This is a genomic window from Sorangium sp. So ce362, from assembly GCF_051519845.1.
In the GTDB taxonomy this organism is placed as follows: Bacteria; Myxococcota_A; Polyangia; order Polyangiales; family Polyangiaceae; genus Sorangium.
Genome location: NZ_CP150332.1, coordinates 3833868 through 3852550, shown reverse-complemented (window position 1 = coordinate 3852550; position 18683 = coordinate 3833868). Strand labels below are relative to the sequence as shown.

The following is an 18683-nucleotide window of genomic DNA, read 5'->3' as shown; positions in this document are numbered from 1 at the left end:
GCGGCGGTCACCCGCACAGGAGACGGGCCCAGATCGGCGTTTTCGGCGCGGAGGCGTACTTCTGTACGCCGAGCACCGAAAACGTCGAGATGGGCCCGTATCCGAAGCGGGTGACCGCCTCACTCATGGATGATGATGGTGGTACCCTCGCCCAGCTCTTCGCCTGTGTTGATGGCGTGCCACCCCGGCGGCACGGGGGGCTCGGTCCACAGGAACACCCGGTGGGCGTCGACGGGCGACAGGTTGATGCAGCCGTGGCTGCGCGGCGTGCCGAAGACGTCGTGCCAGTATGCGGCGTGGAGCGCGTAGCCGCTCGCGAAGTACTGGATGTACGGCACGTCCTTGAGGGCGTAGGTCCCCTCGCCGCGACGCCGCGTGACGCCGTACTCCCCGTCGCCCTTGCGGGGGGCCGCCTTCTGGCCCGCCTCGGGCTTCGCCGCCGCGCTCGCGCCCGGCTTCTTCGACGAGCGCTCCTTCGACGAGCCGCCCTTGTCCGGCTTCGCGCCGCGCGACGCGGAGGGCGCGTCGGCGGTCGTGTCCGCGCGGCCGCCGACGCTCGACGACTCGTTCGAGTCCATCGTCGCCGTGATGTGCTTGTTGCGCATCCGGAAGGTGCCGCGCACCGTGGCGGTCGTGGTCTTGGGGTCGGCCACCCCCGCCTGGCCTGTCGAGACCAGCGTGGCGTAGATGGGGCGCTTGCCCTCCCAGAGCACGAGCGTCTGGTGCGTGATCGAGACCTCGATCCACTTCTCGCCCTTCTCGGCGACCTGGGGCCACACGGACGGGGCGACCGCGAGCCCGACGTCCAGCTGGCTCACGTACCGCTGATCCTTCGTGCGGTAGTACTTCACCCCTTCGATCCGGCGCATCCGCCCGGTCAGCGGGACGACGTCGCGGAACGGGAGCTCCTTGCCCGGCGTGGCCTTGTCCCCCTGGATCTGGACGTCGCGAGCGTTCCGCGCCCGGACGAACGCGAGCGGCAGCGTGAGCTGCTCGTTCAGCTCGACGCCGTGCCAGGGAGAGCCCGTGTCGGGCTTGATCTTCGTGGCGGGCGCGAGCCGGAGATCGGTCGTGATCGCGAACCGCCGGTTCAGCGACTCCGGTCCGGTCGGGAACGACCCGATCAGCGACAGGCCGGTGAAGCGCCGCGCGCGATCGGCGAACACCGCGTAGTCCGGCACCTTGAAGTCGCTGATGTTGCGGATGAGGCGCTTGCCGCCCTCCAGCCAGAACGGGATCGGGTCGCTGTCCCCCTCCGCGCCGAGCAGGGCGCCCTCGCCGAGCTCGAGCGAGTTCTTCCCGAGGCCGAGCTCGCCGATCCGCTTGCCTGGCAGCGGCACGCCGCGCGCGTCGATCGCCACGTCGTTCGCGCCGAGGATGACCCGCTGCACGGTCGCCTTGTTCTCCTCGAACCACGAGAGGTGCTCGTCGAGCTTGAACTCGGATTTGCGCTGCTCTTCGGCGGTGGGCACGCGCAGGTAGAGCGGCAGCACGGCGCGGACGAAGGCGTACCGGTACGGGAGCGCGGCCCTCAGGTTCGGCCCGGGGCCGGCGGCCTTCAGCAGGGGGTCGTCGAGATCGAGCGTCGCGTCCTGGCCGACGCAGAGGAAGCCGCGGGGCTCGATCGCGTACCAGCCGCCCGGGCAGCCGGCGGTGCCGGCGGGCTCGGCGGCGCGGGGCACCCTGGAGCCGACGCGCAGGTAGCCGAGCTTCTTCGACGTGTCGCGTGGCTCCTTGTAGACGGTCGCCACGAAGCCGGTGATCCCGAGCAGCGGCTTGTCGCTCGGCGGCCACGCCGTCACCGCGGGCGCCGGCTCCCCCGCGGCGGCCGTGAGCGCTGCGGCGGCCGCCTCCGCGCCCGCGTCGTCGGCCACGGCGTCCGCCGGCGCGTCCGCGGGCTTCTTGCACGCGCCCGCCCCGCACACCGCCCCCGTGAGCGCCGCGGCGCGCGCGAGACGAGCGAGACGAGCGAGACGAAGAACGAGGCGCGCCGCGCGCATCGACCGCGACGCACAGCGAGGCTTCCCGGAAGACAGCAGGCCGCCCATGCGGGCCTACTTGCCAAAAACGGGGCGCGACGAAAAGCCCAAAACACCCGCCCGGCGCTCAGGCCAGGAGGCCCGGCAGCGGACCCGTGCAGTACGCGGGGTTGCCGAACGTCGACACGTCCACGCCCATCGCGTTGCACAGCGTCACGAGCAGATTGTTGTGGGGGTCGCCTTCGTAGCGCAGGTACCTCCCGGTCCGGAGCGCCCCGCCGGCGCCGCCGGCGATCACGTACGGCATGTCGCGCCGCGCGTGGCTCTGCCCCTGCGCGATGTCGGTGCACCAGAGGACGAGCGTGTTGTCGAGGAGCGTGCCCGTGCCCTCCTGGACCGCGTCGAGCTTCCCGAGGAGGTACGCGAGCTGCTCCGCTTGCCAGCGCCCGATGTCGATGAGCTGCCGCTGCTTGTCCGCGTCGCCCAGGCTCGAGTGCGAGAGCGCGTGGTGCGTGTCCGACTGGCCCAGCCACGTGAACACCTTCCCGGCCTGCGTCGCGCTCCACTGGATGGACGCGACCCGCGTGAGATCGCAGGCGAGCGCCATCGCGAGCTGGTCGGCCTGCAGCCTCCCGATCGCAGGGAAGTCGTCGTTCGCGTAGACGTCGAGCGGCTCGCCCAGCTCCGGCAGCGCGCACGCGCCGCCGAGGAGCCCCGGCGCGTCGAGGCGCTTCTCGATCTCGCTCACCGCGTCGAGGTGCTGCTCCAGCTTCTGTCGATCCTCGCCGCCCAGCGTCCTCGCGAGGGAGCCGTAGTCCTCCATGACGCTGCCGAGCACCCGGCGGCGCAGGGCGCGCCGCCGCTCGAGGTCCGCCGGGTCGGCGCTGAGATCCAGGAAGAGCCGGTCGAACGCCGCGCGCGGGTCGTCCTCGGGCGGGACCGGCTGGCCCGGGCCGAGGTACGAGACGCGCGACGAGACGTTGGCGTACTGGACCTGGACGCCGAGCTCGAGCGACGAGAGCTTCGTGCGCTCGCCGAGCTTCGCGGCGAGGAACTGGTCGACCGAGATGCCGCCGCCCCAGCCGACGCGCGCGGCCGGATCGCAGGCGTACGGGAAGAGCGTCCCCTCCTGGAGCTCCGTGCCGGTGAGGGCCTGTCCGATGCCCTGCTGGTGGGAGTCGCCCGGCCCGTGGTGGGCGGACTCCATGTCGATGCCCTCGATGACGAGCAGCTTGTCCCGGTAGGGCGAGAGCGGGGCGAGGATCTCACCGAGCTCGAACGACGTCTCGGTCCCGATCGGCTGCCAGGCGTTCTTGACCGTGCCGAGGCCCGTGAAGAAGACGACGAACCGCTTCGGGAAATCGACGGCGCTCGCCGAGCCGGCCATCGCGTCGAGGAAGGGCAGCGCGAGGGCGAGCCCTCCGGCCCCGCGCAGGAAGGTGCGTCGGTCGAGGCGCCTCCTCGACGCGCGATGCCGCGCGGCGCCGCTCACGGCTCACCCCACGCGCCCGGCCCCCTGCGGCGGTAGCGGAACGCGTCCGTCTGGGTCAGCGCCACGAGCAGCGCCTTGATGCTGTACCCGCCCTCGGCGAACGCCTCCTGGATCTGGTTCATGCTGCACTCGTCCTCCGCCTGCTCGGCGCGGCCATGGCCGAAGCGGAACCACTGCGTCGCGACGCACTGGCGCACCTCGTCGCTCTCGGCGAGGCGGTGCGCGAGCTCCACCGCCCCGTCGAAGGGTCCATCCGTGCCGCGGCTCCCGGCGATCTCGCCGCTCGCGTCGACCTGGACGCCCTCGTCGACCTCGCGGTAGAGGCCGATCCCGTCGTAGCGCTCGAACCCGAAGCCGATCGGATCCATGAGCCGGTGGCAGCTCGAGCAGCTCGGGTCCTCCGCGTGGCGCTCGAACCGCCTGCGGGTCGGGATCCCGCCCCGCACCTCGGGTGGCTGGATGTCGATGTCGGGCGGCGGAGGCGGCAAGGTCTGACAGAGCAGCCGCTCGCGGACGAACTTGCCGCGGTGAACGGGCGAGGACTGGTTCGGCTTCGCGAGCACCGAGAGCAGGCTCGCGTGGGTGAGGAAGCCGGCGCGCTGCGCCGGATCGAGCGGCACGATCGCGAGCTCGCCCGGCGCCCCGGCGCCGCCCGCCGGGGCCGGGAGCCCGTAGAACGCGCGGAGCTCGGCGTTCATCAGCGAGTAAGGCGCCGTCAGCAGGGTCGCCACGTCGCCGGCCGCGTCCTCGAACACGACGTGCTCGAGGAACGCCTCGGTCTCCGCCCGGAAGAGCGCCGGGAGCCCGGCGTGGAAGCCCGGGTAGACCGCCGTGTCCTTGGTGAGGGTGTCGATGTTCGACAGCTGCAGCCATTGCGCATGGAAGTTCGCGACCGCGGCGCGGGCGCGCGGCTCCTCGAGCAGGCGGCGGGCGTGCGCGGCGATCTGCTCGGCGGTGCGGAGCTCGCCCGCGTCGGCCGCGACGAACAGCGCGTCATCGGGCATCGAGCCCCAGAGCAGGTACGAGAGCCGCGAGGCGATCTCGTGATCGGAGAGCGGCACCACGCCGTCCCCTACCGGGTCCGGCATGCCGAGCTCGACACGGTAGAGGAAGTGCGGCGACTGGAGCATCCCCTGGATCACGAGCTCGACGCCGGTCGAGAAGCCGTGCTCGTCGTTCCCCCAGGCGAAGAGCCGCGCGAACCGCTCGCCTTCCAGCGGCGCGAGGGGCCGGCGGAACGCGCGCTTGCCGAAACGCGCGATGAGCTCGTCGGCGCACACCTCGGGCCCTTGCACCGCCGGGTCGCACCCCTCGAGGAGCCTCTCGAGATCCCGGACGGCGCGCTCCGCGATCTTCTCGGAGGCCTTCATGAGCTGCTCGCCGAGGAGCGCGGTGACGCCGAGCGCCGCCGCCTGGTTGTTGAACCCGAGCGCCTCCTCCTCGATCACGAAGGCGTCGGCCGGCGCGCTGTCATCGCCGAGGAGATCCCGGATCGTGTTATTGTACTCGAAGCGCGTCATCCGACGGAGCGGCGAGGCGCCCGGCCGGATCTCCGCGCAGCGCGTAGGCTCGTCCGCCGTTCCGGCGACGGGCCTGCCGGAGCAGGCGGCTGCCGCCGTCACGACGATCGTCGCGGGCCCCAGCCAGCCACCGGGGCCGCGCTTCGCGCGGGGATGCCGTCCTCTTGACCGATCCATCTGCCCCCTGCCTGGGACGCGCTGGTTTGCGTTGCGTTGCGGCGCCGCGCATCGTGCGACGACTTTTCTTACTCCATTGAAGCCAGTCGCGAAAGCCGGGCCGCGACGCGGCGAGCCTTCGGAATCCGGTTGTAGCGGAGTCTCCTACCGACACTGCGTGTCGCTCGAAAGAATGCTGAGCCCCTCGAAAGACGCTGGATTCTGTCATGACATCGCCTGTAGGCTCGCGCGCGTGCAAGCTTCAGTTGACGCCGCAACCTCCCCCCAAAGGCCCGTGCGCAAGCGCACCCGGTTCACCACGCTATCTCTCTCTTTGAGCCTCTGCGGGAGGATCCTCCTCGGGCTCTCCGCCGCGACCGTAGCCACGTTCGCGGGTTCGCCCGTCGTGCTCGCCGCCCCCAAGGCGTCGACGTCGATCGCGGTTCACATCGAGGGGCCCAACGCGGATGCCATCCGCGACGACATTCTCTCCTTCGTTCCGGAGACGCTGGAGGTCGTCGAGCCCGCCGCGTTCTCGAAGTCGCTGAAGGGCGCCGGCCAGACCAAGCCCGTCGGGGACGCCCTGGTGAGCAAGGCCCAGCGGAAGAAGGCCCTCGACCGCATTCGCAAGGCAGGCAAGGCCGCGAAGGTCGAGGGGGTGATCTACGGCGTCTCGCGGACGAACAAGAAGAAGAAGAAAGAGGTCCACCTCGTCTACGTGGACCAGAACGCCGGCGACCTCGAGGTGGACAGCGCGGTGCCGCTGGGCGGCTCGAGGGACGAGCGCAAGAGGGCGCTGGAAGATCTGCTCGGCCCGACGCTGGCGCAGATCGCGCCCCCGCCCGCCGTCGAGGAGGACAAGAAGGACGGCGACGGCGGCGAGGGCGGCGACGGCGACGGCGACGGCGAGAAGAAGGCAGACGAGGACGAGAAGGACGACGGGGGCGCGAAGCGCACGCGCAACGACGTCCGCTCGGCGCTCTTCTCGGTCGAGCTCGGCCTCGAGTTCGTCGGCCGCTGGTTCGACTACTCCGATCCCCTCTCGCAGAACCTCCGGCCCTACGGCGTCTTCGGTCAGCCGGCGCTGTCGCTCTCCGGAGAGCTGTACCCGCTCGCGGGGACGGACATCTCGGTGCTCAAGGGCCTCGGGATCACCGCCGGGTACGCGCAGGCGCTCGGCCTCAACTCGGCGGTGGGCGACGGCGACCCGATCAGCACGACCTACCAGCGCATCAACCTCGGGCTGCGGCAGCGGCTGTCGATCGGCGAGTCGTCGGTGCTCGGGATCTCGGCCGGGCTCCGGTTCCTGACCTTCGAGATCGACGCGCAGGGGGCGCTCGCCAACACGGTTCCGAACGTCTCCTACACGATCTTCCGGGTCGGCCTCGACGCGCGCGTGCCGGTCGGCCCGGTCGCGCTGGCCCTGGGCGCCGATTACCTGATGCCGCTCTCGTCCGGCCCGGTCTACGACCGGTTCACCGGGGCAAGCGTGCAGGGCATCGGCGCGACGGCCGGGGTCCTCATCCCCGTCGCGACAGGGATCGAGGCGCGGCTGCTCCTCGAGTACGCCCGGTTCTTCTCGTCGTTCCAGCCCGAGCTCACCGACGCCTACGCCGCGGGCGGGGCCACCGACCAGTACCTTGGAATCCGGCTCGCCGGGGCTTACATCCACTGAGAGTGAGGTAGTACGTGACGTTCATCGCTTCCTTTCACGGGCGCGCCGCGCTCGCAGCTGCCGCGCTGATGAGCGGCGCCGCGCTGCTCGCCAGCTGCGCGGGGACCCTCGACGACGACTTCAAGGACGAGTACGCCGCCGGCGGCGACGGGGCCGGCGCCGGCGATGGCCAGGGCACCGGCGAGGCCGCTGCGACGACCGGCGCGACCAGCGGCGGCGGCGGCGCCACAAGCGCCACCACCGCGACCACCGGCGGCGAGGCGGCGGCCACCACCGCGACCACCGGCGGCGAGGCGGCGGCCACCACCGCGACCACCGGCGGCGGGCCGGATTGCGGCGACGTTCCGGCGCTGATCGTCGGCACGTGCGGCGGCACAAACTGCCACAACGCGACCACGAGGGCCTCGGGCCTCGCCCTGACGGCGGGGTTCGAGACGATGCTCAAGAACCAGCCGTCCGGGTCGTGCGGCGGCTCGGTGCTCGTGCCGGGTCAGCCGGACATGAGCTCGATCTACACGAAGATCACGGCCGCCAATAAATGCGGTAACCGGATGCCGTTGAACCAACCGGCGCTCATGGAAGAGCAGATCGCGTGCGTGCGCGACTGGATCATGACGCTCCAACCGTGAGGAGCTGAGGGAGCGGAACGCCGCGGGCGGCGGCGCGGGCGGAGCGTCGTTCCATCGACGTGCCCGCCTCGTTGGCGCCCCCTCGGCCAGACGCTACGCTCGCCGCAATGCTGCGCCGGCGCTCGTTCTGGATCGCCGCGGCGGCCGTCGCCTACACGGCCTTCGCCGCGCTCCGGGCGTCCGGCGGCCACGGGCCCGCGTGGCTCGCCCTGCTCGGGCTGCCGGCGCTGCTCGCGCTCGGCTTCCGGTGGGTCGAGCGGCCGCCGCGCGGCGAGGACCGGATCGAGCCGGCCGCCCGCAGCGCCGCCGCCGTCTGCCTCACCGGCGCCGCGATGCTCGCCGCCGCGCGGAGCGGCCCCACCGGGCTCGCGCTGATCGCGCTCGGCAACCTCGGCGCCGCGGCCGCGGCGATGGCCGCCCTGGTCGGGCTCGCGCGCATCGCGGGCCTCGGCGGCCTGCTCGAGCCGCCGCCCAGCACGCGGCGCCTCGACGCCGCGGCGTTCGCCTCGCTCTTCTGGACCGTCGCGGTCGCCCTGCCCGCCGTCTCGGCGGTGGCGCCCGAGCGCGCGGCGGACCTCGATCCGCTGCTCGTGCCCTACGCGACGTCCGCGGCGTCGCTCGGCTCGCTCACGGTGATGCTCGTGGCGATCGCGCGCGTCCGCATCGCGCGGCGGATCGAGCTCGGCGTCGCCGACCGGGTCGAGGCCGCGCTGCTGCTCTCGGCGACCGCGCTCGCTGTCGGCCTCGCGGCGGCCTTCGTCGGCGTCGCGCCGCCCGAGTCGATCCTGCCCGTCACGAGCGCCGTCGCGGCGGTCTGCGTCGCGTTCTGCACGGTGGCCGCGGACGCCGCGCAGGTCTCGCGCGCGCTCCGTCGCACGCTCGCGATCGCGACGCTCGCGACCCCGCCGGCGCTCCTCGCGGTCTACGCGGTGCACGAGGCGCCGCGCGGCGATCTCGGGCTCCGCGGCGCGCCGCCGTCCTCCGTCGGCGTCGCCGTGTTCGGCGCGTGCGCGCTCTGCGCCCTCGCGGGGCTCGCCGCGCCGGCGCTCGCGCGCCGGTTCGCGCCGGAGGGGGCGCGCTGGCTCGGCGCCTTCGACGCCGCGACGCGCGCGGCCATGAACCCGGAGCCGGAGGCGGCGCTGGAGACGGCGCTCGCCGCCCTGCGCGACGCGTCCGACGCGGGCACCGCCGGGCAGGCTCCGCCGGCGCTGTACCTGCTCTCGCCGCCCGAGCGGGTGACCGTCGATCGCGCGGGTTACGCGCACACCGCGCCTGCGGAGGTGCCGCCGCGCCTCATCGAGCTCGCTCAGATCGAGCCGGAGCGCGTCCTGCGCGTCGAGGCGGCCGAGGCGGTCGAGGTCCGGCGTCCGGAGGTGCGCCCGCTGCTCGCCTGGCTTGCCGAGCGCGACATCGGCGTGGTCGCCCTGGTGAACGACGCGGAGGGGCCCATCGGGGCGCTCGCGATCCCGCGGGGCCGGCGCGCGTCGCCGATGACGCTGGAGGAGGTGAGCGGCCTGCGCGCGGTCGCCGACCGGCTCGGCGCGGTGATCGCTGTGTCGGCGATGCTGTCGGGGTCGCGCGGCCGTGAGGTCGCCGCCCGCCGCGAGGCCGAGGCGCGCGCGGGCGAAGTGAGGCGACTCACGCGCGCCGTGACGCAGGGCGCGGGGCGGTTCCGCGCGATCGCGGCGCTGCTCGCGCGGCCGGCGCGGGCCGCGGCCTACAGCCCCGCTGCGCGCGCGGCGATCGAGCAGCTGGAGCGGCTCGGCGCGGCGGGCGGCCCGGTCACGCTGCTGACGGCGCCCGGGATCGACGCGGTGGCGTGGGGCGCCGTCGTCCACCTGTCGTCGGCGCGGGCGGGCGGCCCGCTGGCGATCGTCGACGGCGCGGCGCCTGTCCCCGAGGGGTTCGCGCAGGCGTTCGCGCAGGCGCGGGGCGCCTCCTCGGAGCGCGCGGGCGGCGCCGGGTCCTCGGGCTCCGAGGAGACGCCGCCCGCGCTCGCCCTGTGGCGCGATCCGGACAGCTCGCCGATCGAGGCGGCGAAGGGGGGGACGCTGCTCGTCCTCGACGCCCAGGCGTTGCCGGCCGAGGTGCAGAGCTACCTCGGCGCGGCGCTGCCGGACGACGTGAAGCTCGTCGTGGCGGTGCCTCAGACGGTCGACGCGCTGGTGGCGACCGGCCAGATGAGCGAGCGGCTCGCCGACCGGCTCGGCGACCGGGCGGTCGCGCTGCCCTCGCTGTCGTCGCGCGGCGAGGACCTCCGGGCGCTCTCGCTGGACCACCTCGCGCGCATCGGCGTCCGGCTGCGGGGCCGGCCGTTCGGCCTCGATCTGCGCGCGCTGCAGGCCGTGCTCGACCATCCGTGGCCCGGCAACGACGCCGAGATGGGCGCCGTCCTCCTCCGCGCGGCGCTCGTGGCCAAGGGCGACGTGATCGGCGAGAAGGAGCTCGCGGCGATCGGGTTCGCGCCGCAGCCCGAGCCGTCCACCCACGGCGACGGCGCCCGGAGCGAGCCGCGGCGCGCCCGGCGGCGGCGCGCGGAGAAGGCGGGATAGCCGAGCGGCTGGTGGTCGCGGTCCGCGTGGGGGGACGCCCGCCGGCGTGCAGCGCCGCGTGGGGGGACGCCCGCCGGCGTGCAGCGCCGCGTGGGGGGACGCCCGCCGGCGTGCAGCGCCGCGTGGGGGGACGCCCGCCGGCGTGCAGCGCCGCGTGGGGGGACGCCCGCCGGCGTGACGGCGCCGCTCAATAGAAGCGGTAACCGAGGCCCACCGGCGCGGCGATCACGAAGCCGTCGAGCCCCTTCATGAACGTCGGCCAGGCGCTCAGCAGGAGCGCCCCCGACGTCCAGCTCGAGCTCGGCAGATCCGCGAGCACGAGCGACACCTCGACGCTGCCGCCGAACGCGAGCGTCTCGACGAGCGCGGTCTCGGGGAGGCTGCCCTCGCGCGCGGTCACGTCGACCTCGCTCCGGCCGTAGTTGAGGTCGACGAACTCGGAGGGGATCTCCCCCTTCACGCCGGTGACCTTCGCTTCCTGCCCCACCATGCCGACGAGCCCCGTGAGGCCGAGCCAGAGACGCCCGAAGCGCATCGAGGCGGACGGGCCGCCGACCAGCAGGTAGCCGCCGCCGAACCGGTAGCCGCCGAGCGCCCGGGCGCCGAGGTGCAGCTGCTCGGAGAGCGCGACCCCGACGAAGGCCTGACCACCGGCGAACGGCCCGAATGCCGGGTCGAAGCTGGCGTGGCAGACGTCGTCGTTGCAGGGCGCGATGAGCTCCCCCTCCGGGATGTTGTAGCTGTACGAATAGGCGCTCAGATCGCCGAAGCTGCCGGAGTCCATCAGCCCGACCAGCAGGCCGCCGGCCGCGCCGACCTCGAGCACGAAGCTCCCGGAATGTCCCGGCGAGGGGCCCTGGGTCGACTCCGGCGCCTCGGCCGAGGGAGGCGCCTCGGGCTGCGCGGACGCCTCCGGGTCCGCAGCGGCCTGCTCCGGCGCCGCCGCGCCCTTCCCTGCCCCGGCCGCCGCGCCCTTCCCTGCCCCGGCCGCCGCGCCCTTCCCTGCCCCGGCCGCCGCGCCCTTCCCTGCCCCGGCCGCCGCGCCCTTCCCTGCCCCGGCCGCCGCGCCCTTCCCGGTCCCCGCGGTGCCCTTTCCTGGCCCCGGCGCTGGCGCGCCCTTCCCTGGCCCGGCCGCGCCCTTCTCCGGCGCCGCGGCCGCCGGCGCTGCCGCCTCCCTCGCGGGCGCCGCCTCCGCCTGCGCGGGCTCTGGCGCCGCCGAGCCGTCCTTGGCGAGCGCCGGAACCGCCACGGCCTTCCGTTCGCCCCGCTTGATCGAGACCGAGCCCTCCCACGTCTTTCTGCCGGGGGCGCTCGCGCTCACCTTGTGCGCACCGGGGTCGATCGGCCGGGCCTGGCCCCAGATCGAGCTGTCGAGCGGCGCCCCATCGAGCGTCACCTCGAGCCCCTCGACGGCGGCGGCCCGCGACACATTCACCGTGAGCCGCGGGAGCCGCGGCTCGAGCCTCGCTCCCCGCGCCTTGGCGTCGGCCTCGAGGCGCTTGTTGCCCTCCTTGCGGGCCGCGGCGCCGAGATCGATGTACTCGGACCAGGCGGTCGCGAGCTTGCCCTGCTTCTCGTGGCAGGTGGCGAGCGCGAGGAGCGTGGCCGATCGCGGGCTCAGCCGGTAGCTCTCCTCGATCTTGGGGCACGCCTCCGCGAGCTTGCCCTTCTTCATCAGCGCCTTGCCCTCGTCGAGCAGCGCCGCCGCCTGGGCGAACGCGACGCCCGGGCTCACCGCCAGCGCCAGCGCCAGCGCAGCACCGGCGATGCGTGCCCACGGGCGCCGCGCGCGCCCGACCGCCTCCCGGAAGAGGCCGCGGCGGAAGGAGCGCCAGGGAAAAGAAAGCCGGTTCTCGGAGGGCTCAGCGTCTTGCCGGTTCAAACGGATCGTCGCTCCAGGCGAGGCTCGTGAAGAGGGGGCCCGAGCGTATCACGCCCCGGTCGAACCGATCAAAACCGCGCGGCGCGCGATGGAGGCGCGCGGCGACGGAGGCGCGCGGCGGACGCGGCTCACGCGGCCCCGGAGCGCTCGTCGAGCAGCTTGATCCCGGCGGCGACCTCGCTCGCGAACGACTCGGCGATCGCCAGGGCTTGACCGAACCGCGGCGGGACCTCCCTGGCGGCGCGGGCGAGCGCCGCGACGGCGAGGTCGTGGGGCTGGCGCAGGAGGACGCGGTACGCGAGGCTCCGGCCAGGGGGGGTCGCGACGATCGCGAGCGTCGAGGACGACCACGCGAACGGCGGGCTCTTCCGGGTGGCGGTCGCGAGATCCGTGAGCGGCGTGCGCGTCATCCAGAGGGCGACCGCGTCGGTGAAGTCCGGCGGGGCGAGCCCCGGGATGTCATGGCCCATGTCGGCCAGGCCGACGCGGCGGGTCTCGACCTCGACGTTGCGCAGCTGCCGCCACCGGAGCAGCCGCGCGGGCGGGCGCTGGCCGCGAAAGCTCGCGCGGCCCGTCCACCAGGCGACGAGCGCATCCGTGCGAAAACAGTCGAGCACGCGCGCGAACGTCGCGTGCCGCGAGAGCGCTGTCGCGACGTCCGCCGGCGCGGGCACGAGCTCGCAGAGATCGCGCACGCTCGCGAGCAGGCGGGGGTAGCGGCTCCGCGTCAGGACGCCGGCGAGCTCGTGGTTCGTGAGCTGGAGCAGATCGTTCAGCGCGGCCAGCAGCGCCCAGTCGGCGGAGGTGAGCTCCGGGAGCACGTCGACCGGAGCGACGAGGCGGGCGACGCGGACGCGTACCAGATCGACGCGCGAGCCGAGGTCGCGATCGAGCGCCGGCGCGCCGTCGCCGACGAGGAGCGCGAGCCGGACGCCGAAGGGGCGCACCGGATGGAGAGGGCCGCCGAGGACGAGCGGGGCGAGCACGTTCGCCTGGAGCTCGGAGAGGCGCTCGGCGATCGCTTCGGGCTCCGTCATTGAGGTGTCCGACCGGTGCCCGGCGGGAGCGCCCTCGGCTCGGCGCTCCCGTCGGGCGGGGCGAGGTCGCGCAGAGGCCGGATGCCGACGCCGCCGAGGACGACCTCGGGCAGCTCGGTCGCCAGCGCGGCCGTGAGGCCCGCGGACCGCGCGGCCACCGGCGACCACTGCTGCGCCTCGAGGAGCGCCGTCTCCAGGGAGACGAACGCCTCCTCGGGCACGCCGATCGCCCGACCGTCGCGCCCGATGAACAGCGCCTGCCCGGCGGGGGCGCCCATCGCGCGGAACAGCACGCTGGGCGCGACCGCGGGGACCGCGTCGTAGCCGGCGGGGATGTAGAGGCCCGGGTGGACCTCCCGGAAGAACTCGCCGACCGGGATCCCCTCAATGCCGGTCGGGTGACGGAGAAAGGCGCCGGCGGCGGTGAAGGCGATGCGGGCGCGGCGCAGGGTCTCGGGGCCGAGCGCGTAGGCGACGTGCCGCAACAGCTGCATCTCCTCCGGCCGGATCCACGAGGCGGTGACCGTCCGCCACGGCTCGGAGCTCGGGACGAGGCGGAGCGACAGCACCACCGACGCCGGGCGCAGGGCGTCGCCCTCCGGCGTCGCCCGCGCCACCGCGGGCTCGCGGCTGAGCTCGACCCGGGCGAACGCCGAGACGTCCCCCATCGCCGGCAGCTTCGCGATCTCCAGCGCCTCGCGGCCCTTGCCGCGGAAGAGCACGAGGCCCGCCTCGCTGAACACCGGGCAGGCGCGGAGGTTGACCGGATGCCGGAACCCGACCTCCACCGCGGCGCCCGGCGCGACCGGGACGAAGTACCCGAGGCCCGGCGTGCTCGTGAGCAGCGGGACCATCCGGCCGGGGATGGCCGGTACACGGAAGAGGTACCGGAGGACCGGGGCGTCGTCGAAGCTCGACTCCGGCGGCCACTCGCACAGGCCCACCTCGGCCTCGACGCTGCTCCGGGACAGGTAGCGGATCAGCGCAGGGCCGAGCCCCGACTCCGCGAGGAGCCAGCGGGGCCCAGGCTCGCGTCCGGCGGCCGGATCGAGGTGCGGCTCGAGCCGGAGCAGCAGCCCGCGCACGTCGAGGCGCCGCTCGACCTCGTAGGTCTGCGAAAAGGCGTTGTGGTAGAGCGAGAGCGCCGCGTCGCTGGGCAGGATCTGCGGGATGTCGTACCCGAACGGCGCGGCGGCGTCGCGGTACTGGACGAAGTGCCGGCTCGTCCCGGTGAAGCAGTAGCCGCCGGCGAGCCGCGCGATCTCGGCGACGCGGTCGAGCCGGTCGCTGCTCTCCGCGGCGAACACGAGGGTGACCTCCCGGGCGCCCAGCTTCGATCGCACGATCTCGACGACGAGCGAGCGGATGATGTCGCCGAGCGAGCCCTGCCGCGTGTAGAGCGCCAGGAAGGCGACGAGCCGATCGATCGACGGCAGGAGGACGAGCCCCTTGGCCCCGAGCGCGACGCCCTTGGCATCCAGCCCGAGGCCGGGCGTGCGCAGCCGGGTCTGGTGAACGGCGACGCGATCGAGCATCGATTGGCTCCCGACGTTAGCGCAGAGCCGCAGACCGTAAGAAGCGCATTCGGATCCGTCAAGCGAGGCGCGGCGCGGCGACGCGAGAGCGCGGCGCGGCGAACGGCTCGGGCGGTCGCGTACGGCGGTCGCGTACGGCGCACGGCGCGGCCGCGGAACCGCGCGCAGCGCGACCGCGACGCTGGAACTACCATGGACGACAGCGTAGTCTCCTTGGCCAATGCGCCTTGTCGGAACACCGCAGGCCCACCCGCCGCGGCGCCATGAGATCGCCTCCCCGCCGCGCCGGGCGCCCCCGGCGCCCATCCCACGCATCACGTTGGCCAGCGCATGAACACCGCGCGCATCGAGTCCGCAAGGCCGCTCATCGCAGGCCGATTCCACATCGAGCGCGAGGTCGGCCGCGGCGGGATTGGCACCGTGCACCGCGCGTTCGACGTGCAGACCGAGCGGTACGTCGCGCTGAAGCTGATCACCGCGCTCGGCGTCGACGCCGAGAGCCAGGCCCGGCTCTCCCGCGAGGGACAGATCCTCTCGGAGCTCGATCATCCAGGGATCGTGCGGGTCGTGGCGTTCGGGACGCTGGATTCGAGCACGACGGACGGGGAGGGGCGGCGGATCGAGGAGGGGGCGACGTTCATCGCGATGGAGTGGCTCGACGGGGAGGACCTGGCGTCGCGCCAGCGGCGCTCCCCGCTCTCGCTCCGCGACGGGATCGAGGTCGGGCGCCAGGTGGCGAGCGCGCTCGCGGCCGCGCACGACGCGGGCGTCGTCCACCGCGACATCAAGCCGTCGAACATCCTCCTCTTGCGCGGACCGCCGGACGCCGAGATCCGGGTCAAGCTCGTCGACTTCGGGGTGGCGGCGTCGAAGGAGCTCGTGCTCACGACCGACGCGGGCGGCCTCGTCGGCACGCCGGCCTACATCTCGCCGGAGCAGGCGCGCGGCGACGCGACGGTGGACGCGCGCAGCGACCTCTACTCGCTCGGCGCGACGCTGTTCGAGCTGGTCGCCGGCCGGCCGCCGCACATGGGGCCGACCTCGATGGCGACCCTCGTGCGCCTGGCGACCACGCCCGCGCCGCGGCTGTCGGAGTTCCTGCTCGACGTGGTCCCGGCGCTCGACGAGCTGATCCACGCGCTGCTGCTCGCCGACCGGCAGCTCCGGCCGAGCTCTGCGCGCGAGGTGGCGGAGAAGCTCGCGGCGCTCGTCCGCGAGCCGCACCTGCCCACCCCTTCCCCGCTGCGCGTGAGCGACAACCCGCCGGGCGTGATGGGCACGCGGCTCGTGACCACCATCGTGGCGCTGCACGTGGCCACCGGCGAGGAGCGACAGCGCGAGCTCGAGGCGCTGCGGCGCCGCGGGGCCGACGCGCTGCCGCTCGGCGCCGACTCGATCGCCGCCCACCTCGGCGTGCGGCAGGCCCACGGCGACGAGGCGTCGCGGGCCCTGGAGCTCGGGCTCGCGCTCGGCGACCGCGGCGGCCGCGTCGGCGTCGCCTCCGGCCGCATGCGCGTCGACCGGACGCGATCGGCCGGCGAGGTCGTCGACCGCGCGGTCGCGCTCGCGCGCGAGGCGGGCCTCGGCCGGGTCCTCGCGGACGCGACCACGGTGGAGCTGTCCCGCGGGCGCTTCCTGGGCGAGATCCAGGACAGCGGCGCCGTGCGGGTGCTCTCGCGCGCGCCGAAGCGGCCCGACGCGCAGACGCCCTTCGTGGGGCGGGACGCCGAGCTCCTCACCACCGTCGCCGCGTTCGACCGTTGCGTGGAGGAGCGGACGCCGGTCGTGGTGAGCATCTCGGGGCCGCCGGGCATCGGCAAGAGCCGGCTCGCGCGCGAGTTCGCCGCGCGCATCGCGGACCGGCCGGATCCGCCCCGGCTCGTCCAGCTGCGCTGCGAGTCGTTCGGCCGGGCGCAGGCGCTCGGCGTGGCCACCGACGCGCTGCGCGTCCTCACGGGGCTGCCGAAGGGCGCGTCGCTGGAGCAGGCCGACGACGCGGTGCGCGCGCGGCGCATGCCCCACGGCGACGGCGGGCTCCTCGCGCGCCTCCTCGCGAACCAGCCGTTCCCCGACGGGGTCGACCTGCGCGGCGCGCGCGACGCGCTGTACCTCTCGATGACCGACATCGCCGTCGGCGCGGCCTCGATCGAGCCGTGCGCGCTGCTCGTCGAGGACGTGCAGTGGGCCGACCCGGAGAGCGTCGCGTGGCTCGATCACCTCCTCGGGCGGGCGGCGGGCCGGGCGCTCTTCGTCATGCTCATGGTGCGCCCGGCGTTCTGGCGCGACCAGGGCCAGCGCTTCACCGGCCGCGACCACGTGCGCGTGGAGCTGCGCCCCATCGCGCGCCGGGCCACGCGCGAGATCGCGCGCGCCGTCTTCAGCGCCGCCGCGGCCGCGCGGCCCGTCGACGACGCGACGCTCGACCGGGTCGCGCAGCAGGCGGCCGGCTCGCCGCTCTTCGCCGAGGAGCTCGCGCGGGTCATCGCCTCCGGCAAGGACGCGGCCACGGCGCCGACCATCGAGGCGGCCATCCAGGTGAGCCTCGACGCGCTCGACGAGCCCACGCGCGAGGCGGTGGTGCGCATGAGCGTCTTCGGCCTGTCCGTCTGGGACGTGGGCCTCGCCGAGGTCGGCGTGGTCGAGCCCGAGATCGCGCTGAAGAAGCTCATCGCCGCGGAGCTCATCGTCGAGCAGCCCGCGTCGCGCGTCCCGGCCGCGCGCGAGTTCCTGTTCAAGCACGCGCTCGTCCGCGACGTCGCGTACGCCTCGGTCGGCGACGAGCTCCGCCAGAAGCTGCACGCCGCCGCGGCGCGCTGGCTCGACCGGCACGGCGAGGACAGCGCGACGGTGGCGCAGCACTTCGACCTCGGCGGCGAGCACGAGGAGGCCGCGATCCGCTGGGAGGCCGCCGCGCGGCGCGCCCTGGCGACGAACTCGCTCCGGGACGCGGTCACCATGGCCGATCGCGCGCTCGTGTTCTCCCCCGACAAGCCGACCGGGTTCTCGCGCGCGGTCCTGCTCGAGGAGGCGTACTCGCGGCTCGACGCGCGCTCGCCCGAGCGCGACTCGGCGATCCGGGCGATGTGGGAGAACGTCCACGACGAGGCGAGCGAGCTGCGCACGCTCACCGCGCGGGCCCGCTACGACCACGCTTGCGGCTCCGGGATGGACCTGGAGGGGCGCCTGACGGCGCTGCGCGACCGCGCTCGGTCGATCGATCGGGTCGAGGAGGAGGCGCAGTGCTCGGCCACGCTGGCGCACGTCCACGCGTTCGCCGGGCAGCTCGCGATGGCGGAGCAGGAGGCCGCGCACCTGCTCGACCTCGCGGCGCGGCGGGGCCTCGTCTGGGCGGCGGTCGACGCCTGGCAGACGCGCGCGGTCGCCCACCAGACCCGCGGCGAGCCCGCCGCGGCGCTGGAGGCGCGCCGGAACGCGGCGCGGGCGGCGCGCCGCGCGGGGCTCCAGGAGCGCGAGGCGATGCTGACGATGAACGTCGGCTTCGCGCTCACGACCATCGGCGCGCGGGCGGAGGCGCTCCAGGAGATCGAGGGGGGCATCGCGAGGGCGCAGGCGATCGGCAGCTCCGGGGCGGCGCGGCACGGGCAGATGATCCTGCTCTGCTGGGCGGCGACGTTCGGCCCCGAGCCGCAGCTCGACGCCGCGCTCGCGGAGCCGCGCGCGAGCGCGGACGAGGCCGCGGGGAGCATCTGGGTCGTGCGCGACCGGGTGACGCTCGGCATCCTGTTCTACCGGGGCTGCGAGCTCCTGCGCTTCGATTCGTCGGGCCTCGCGCGGGCGCGCTCGCTGCTGAAGAAGGCGACGGAGGCCTACCGCGTCACGGAGAACCGCGACGTCCTCCCCGTGGCGCTCGGGTTCTGCGCCGAGGCGGAGCGCCGCTTCGGCAACGCCGAGCAGGCCCGCGAGATCGCGCGCGAGGCGGCGGCGCTGGTCGAGGCGGGCGCGCCGAGCCTGCTCAACGAGGCGCCCATCTACCTCGCGCTCCACGACGCCTGCGTGGACATGGGCGACCTGGAGGGCGCGCGGGACGCGATGGAGCGCGCGATGCCGCCGCTCCTGCGCCGGTTGAAGGGCCTGGAGGGGACGCCCTACGCGAGCTCGTTCCTGCTCAACCTGCCGCAGAACTCGGCGCTGCTCGCGGCCGCCGAGGCCTACGGCTGCGTACCGCCGCCGCTCGAGGCGATGATGAGCGGCAAGCTCTAGCTCCG

10 protein-coding genes are annotated in these 18683 nt (G+C 74.5%); 4 read left to right on the top strand and 6 right to left on the bottom strand.

Annotation, left to right across the window (positions count from 1 at the left end; translation table 11 throughout):
• Positions 1–119: 119 nt before the first annotated feature.
• Genes WMF17_RS15095 through WMF17_RS15085 form a run of 3 tightly spaced genes read right to left on the bottom strand, consistent with a single transcriptional unit; the run spans position 120 to position 5093 of the window.
• A complete protein-coding gene (locus WMF17_RS15095; RefSeq protein WP_437650108.1) occupies positions 120–2048 on the bottom strand; it encodes a L,D-transpeptidase in 1929 nt (642 codons plus the stop codon).
• A 58-nt stretch (positions 2049–2106) separates the two neighbouring features.
• Positions 2107–3471 (bottom strand): DUF1552 domain-containing protein, encoded by a 1365-nt coding sequence (locus tag WMF17_RS15090; RefSeq protein WP_437602769.1) that lies wholly within the window; start codon positions 3469–3471, stop codon positions 2107–2109.
• Positions 3468–5093, bottom strand: coding sequence for a DUF1592 domain-containing protein (locus WMF17_RS15085; RefSeq protein ID WP_437602768.1), 1626 nt, complete (start codon positions 5091–5093; stop codon positions 3468–3470). The genes WMF17_RS15090 and WMF17_RS15085 overlap by 4 nt, the downstream gene beginning before the upstream one ends.
• 349 nt (positions 5094–5442) lie before the next feature.
• On the opposite strand from WMF17_RS15085, the gene WMF17_RS15080 reads away from it, so the two are divergent.
• From WMF17_RS15080 to WMF17_RS15070, 3 genes are all read left to right on the top strand, one after another.
• A complete protein-coding gene (locus tag WMF17_RS15080) occupies positions 5443–6822 on the top strand; it encodes a hypothetical protein (protein WP_437650107.1) in 1380 nt (459 codons plus the stop codon).
• Positions 6823–6836: 14 nt separating this feature from the next.
• Positions 6837–7451 carry a hypothetical protein gene (locus tag WMF17_RS15075; protein WP_437650105.1) on the top strand — a complete coding sequence of 205 codons (615 nt, stop codon included), beginning with the start codon at positions 6837–6839 and terminating at the stop codon, positions 7449–7451.
• A 107-nt stretch (positions 7452–7558) separates the two neighbouring features.
• Positions 7559–10003: a hypothetical protein gene (locus WMF17_RS15070; protein WP_437650103.1), complete on the top strand. Its 2445-nt coding sequence runs from the start codon at positions 7559–7561 to the stop codon at positions 10001–10003.
• A 187-nt stretch (positions 10004–10190) separates the two neighbouring features.
• Here the strand turns inward: WMF17_RS15070 and WMF17_RS15065 are convergent, their stop codons facing one another.
• The 3 genes from WMF17_RS15065 to WMF17_RS15055 all read right to left on the bottom strand — a co-directional run bounded on the left by WMF17_RS15065 (position 10191) and on the right by WMF17_RS15055 (position 14457).
• On the bottom strand, positions 10191–11885 hold the full coding sequence (locus WMF17_RS15065; protein ID WP_437650101.1) for a hypothetical protein: 1695 nt from the start codon (positions 11883–11885) through the stop codon (positions 10191–10193).
• A gap of 128 nt (positions 11886–12013) precedes the next feature.
• Positions 12014–12922: a hypothetical protein gene (locus tag WMF17_RS15060; RefSeq protein ID WP_437602763.1), complete on the bottom strand. Its 909-nt coding sequence runs from the start codon at positions 12920–12922 to the stop codon at positions 12014–12016.
• Positions 12919–14457, bottom strand: coding sequence for a hypothetical protein (locus tag WMF17_RS15055; RefSeq protein WP_437602762.1), 1539 nt, complete (start codon positions 14455–14457; stop codon positions 12919–12921). Before WMF17_RS15055 ends, WMF17_RS15060 begins: the two co-directional genes overlap by 4 nt.
• Positions 14458–14787: 330 nt before the next feature.
• Between WMF17_RS15055 and WMF17_RS15050 the strand changes: the two genes are divergently transcribed.
• Positions 14788–18678 (top strand): serine/threonine-protein kinase, encoded by a 3891-nt coding sequence (locus WMF17_RS15050; protein ID WP_437602761.1) that lies wholly within the window; start codon positions 14788–14790, stop codon positions 18676–18678.
• Positions 18679–18683: the final 5 nt, after the last annotated feature.

Bases quoted from the DNA above. Each gene is read 5' to 3' on its own strand.
- WMF17_RS15095 (WP_437650108.1), bottom strand. From the start codon at position 2,048: ATGGGCGGCCTGCTGTCTTCCGGGAAGCCTCGCTGTGCGTCGCGGTCG.
- WMF17_RS15070 (WP_437650103.1), top strand. From the start codon at position 7,559: ATGCTGCGCCGGCGCTCGTTCTGGATCGCCGCGGCGGCCGTCGCCTAC.
- WMF17_RS15060 (WP_437602763.1), bottom strand. From the start codon at position 12,922: ATGACGGAGCCCGAAGCGATCGCCGAGCGCCTCTCCGAGCTCCAGGCG.
- WMF17_RS15055 (WP_437602762.1), bottom strand. From the start codon at position 14,457: ATGCTCGATCGCGTCGCCGTTCACCAGACCCGGCTGCGCACGCCCGGC.
- WMF17_RS15050 (WP_437602761.1), top strand. From the start codon at position 14,788: ATGAACACCGCGCGCATCGAGTCCGCAAGGCCGCTCATCGCAGGCCGA.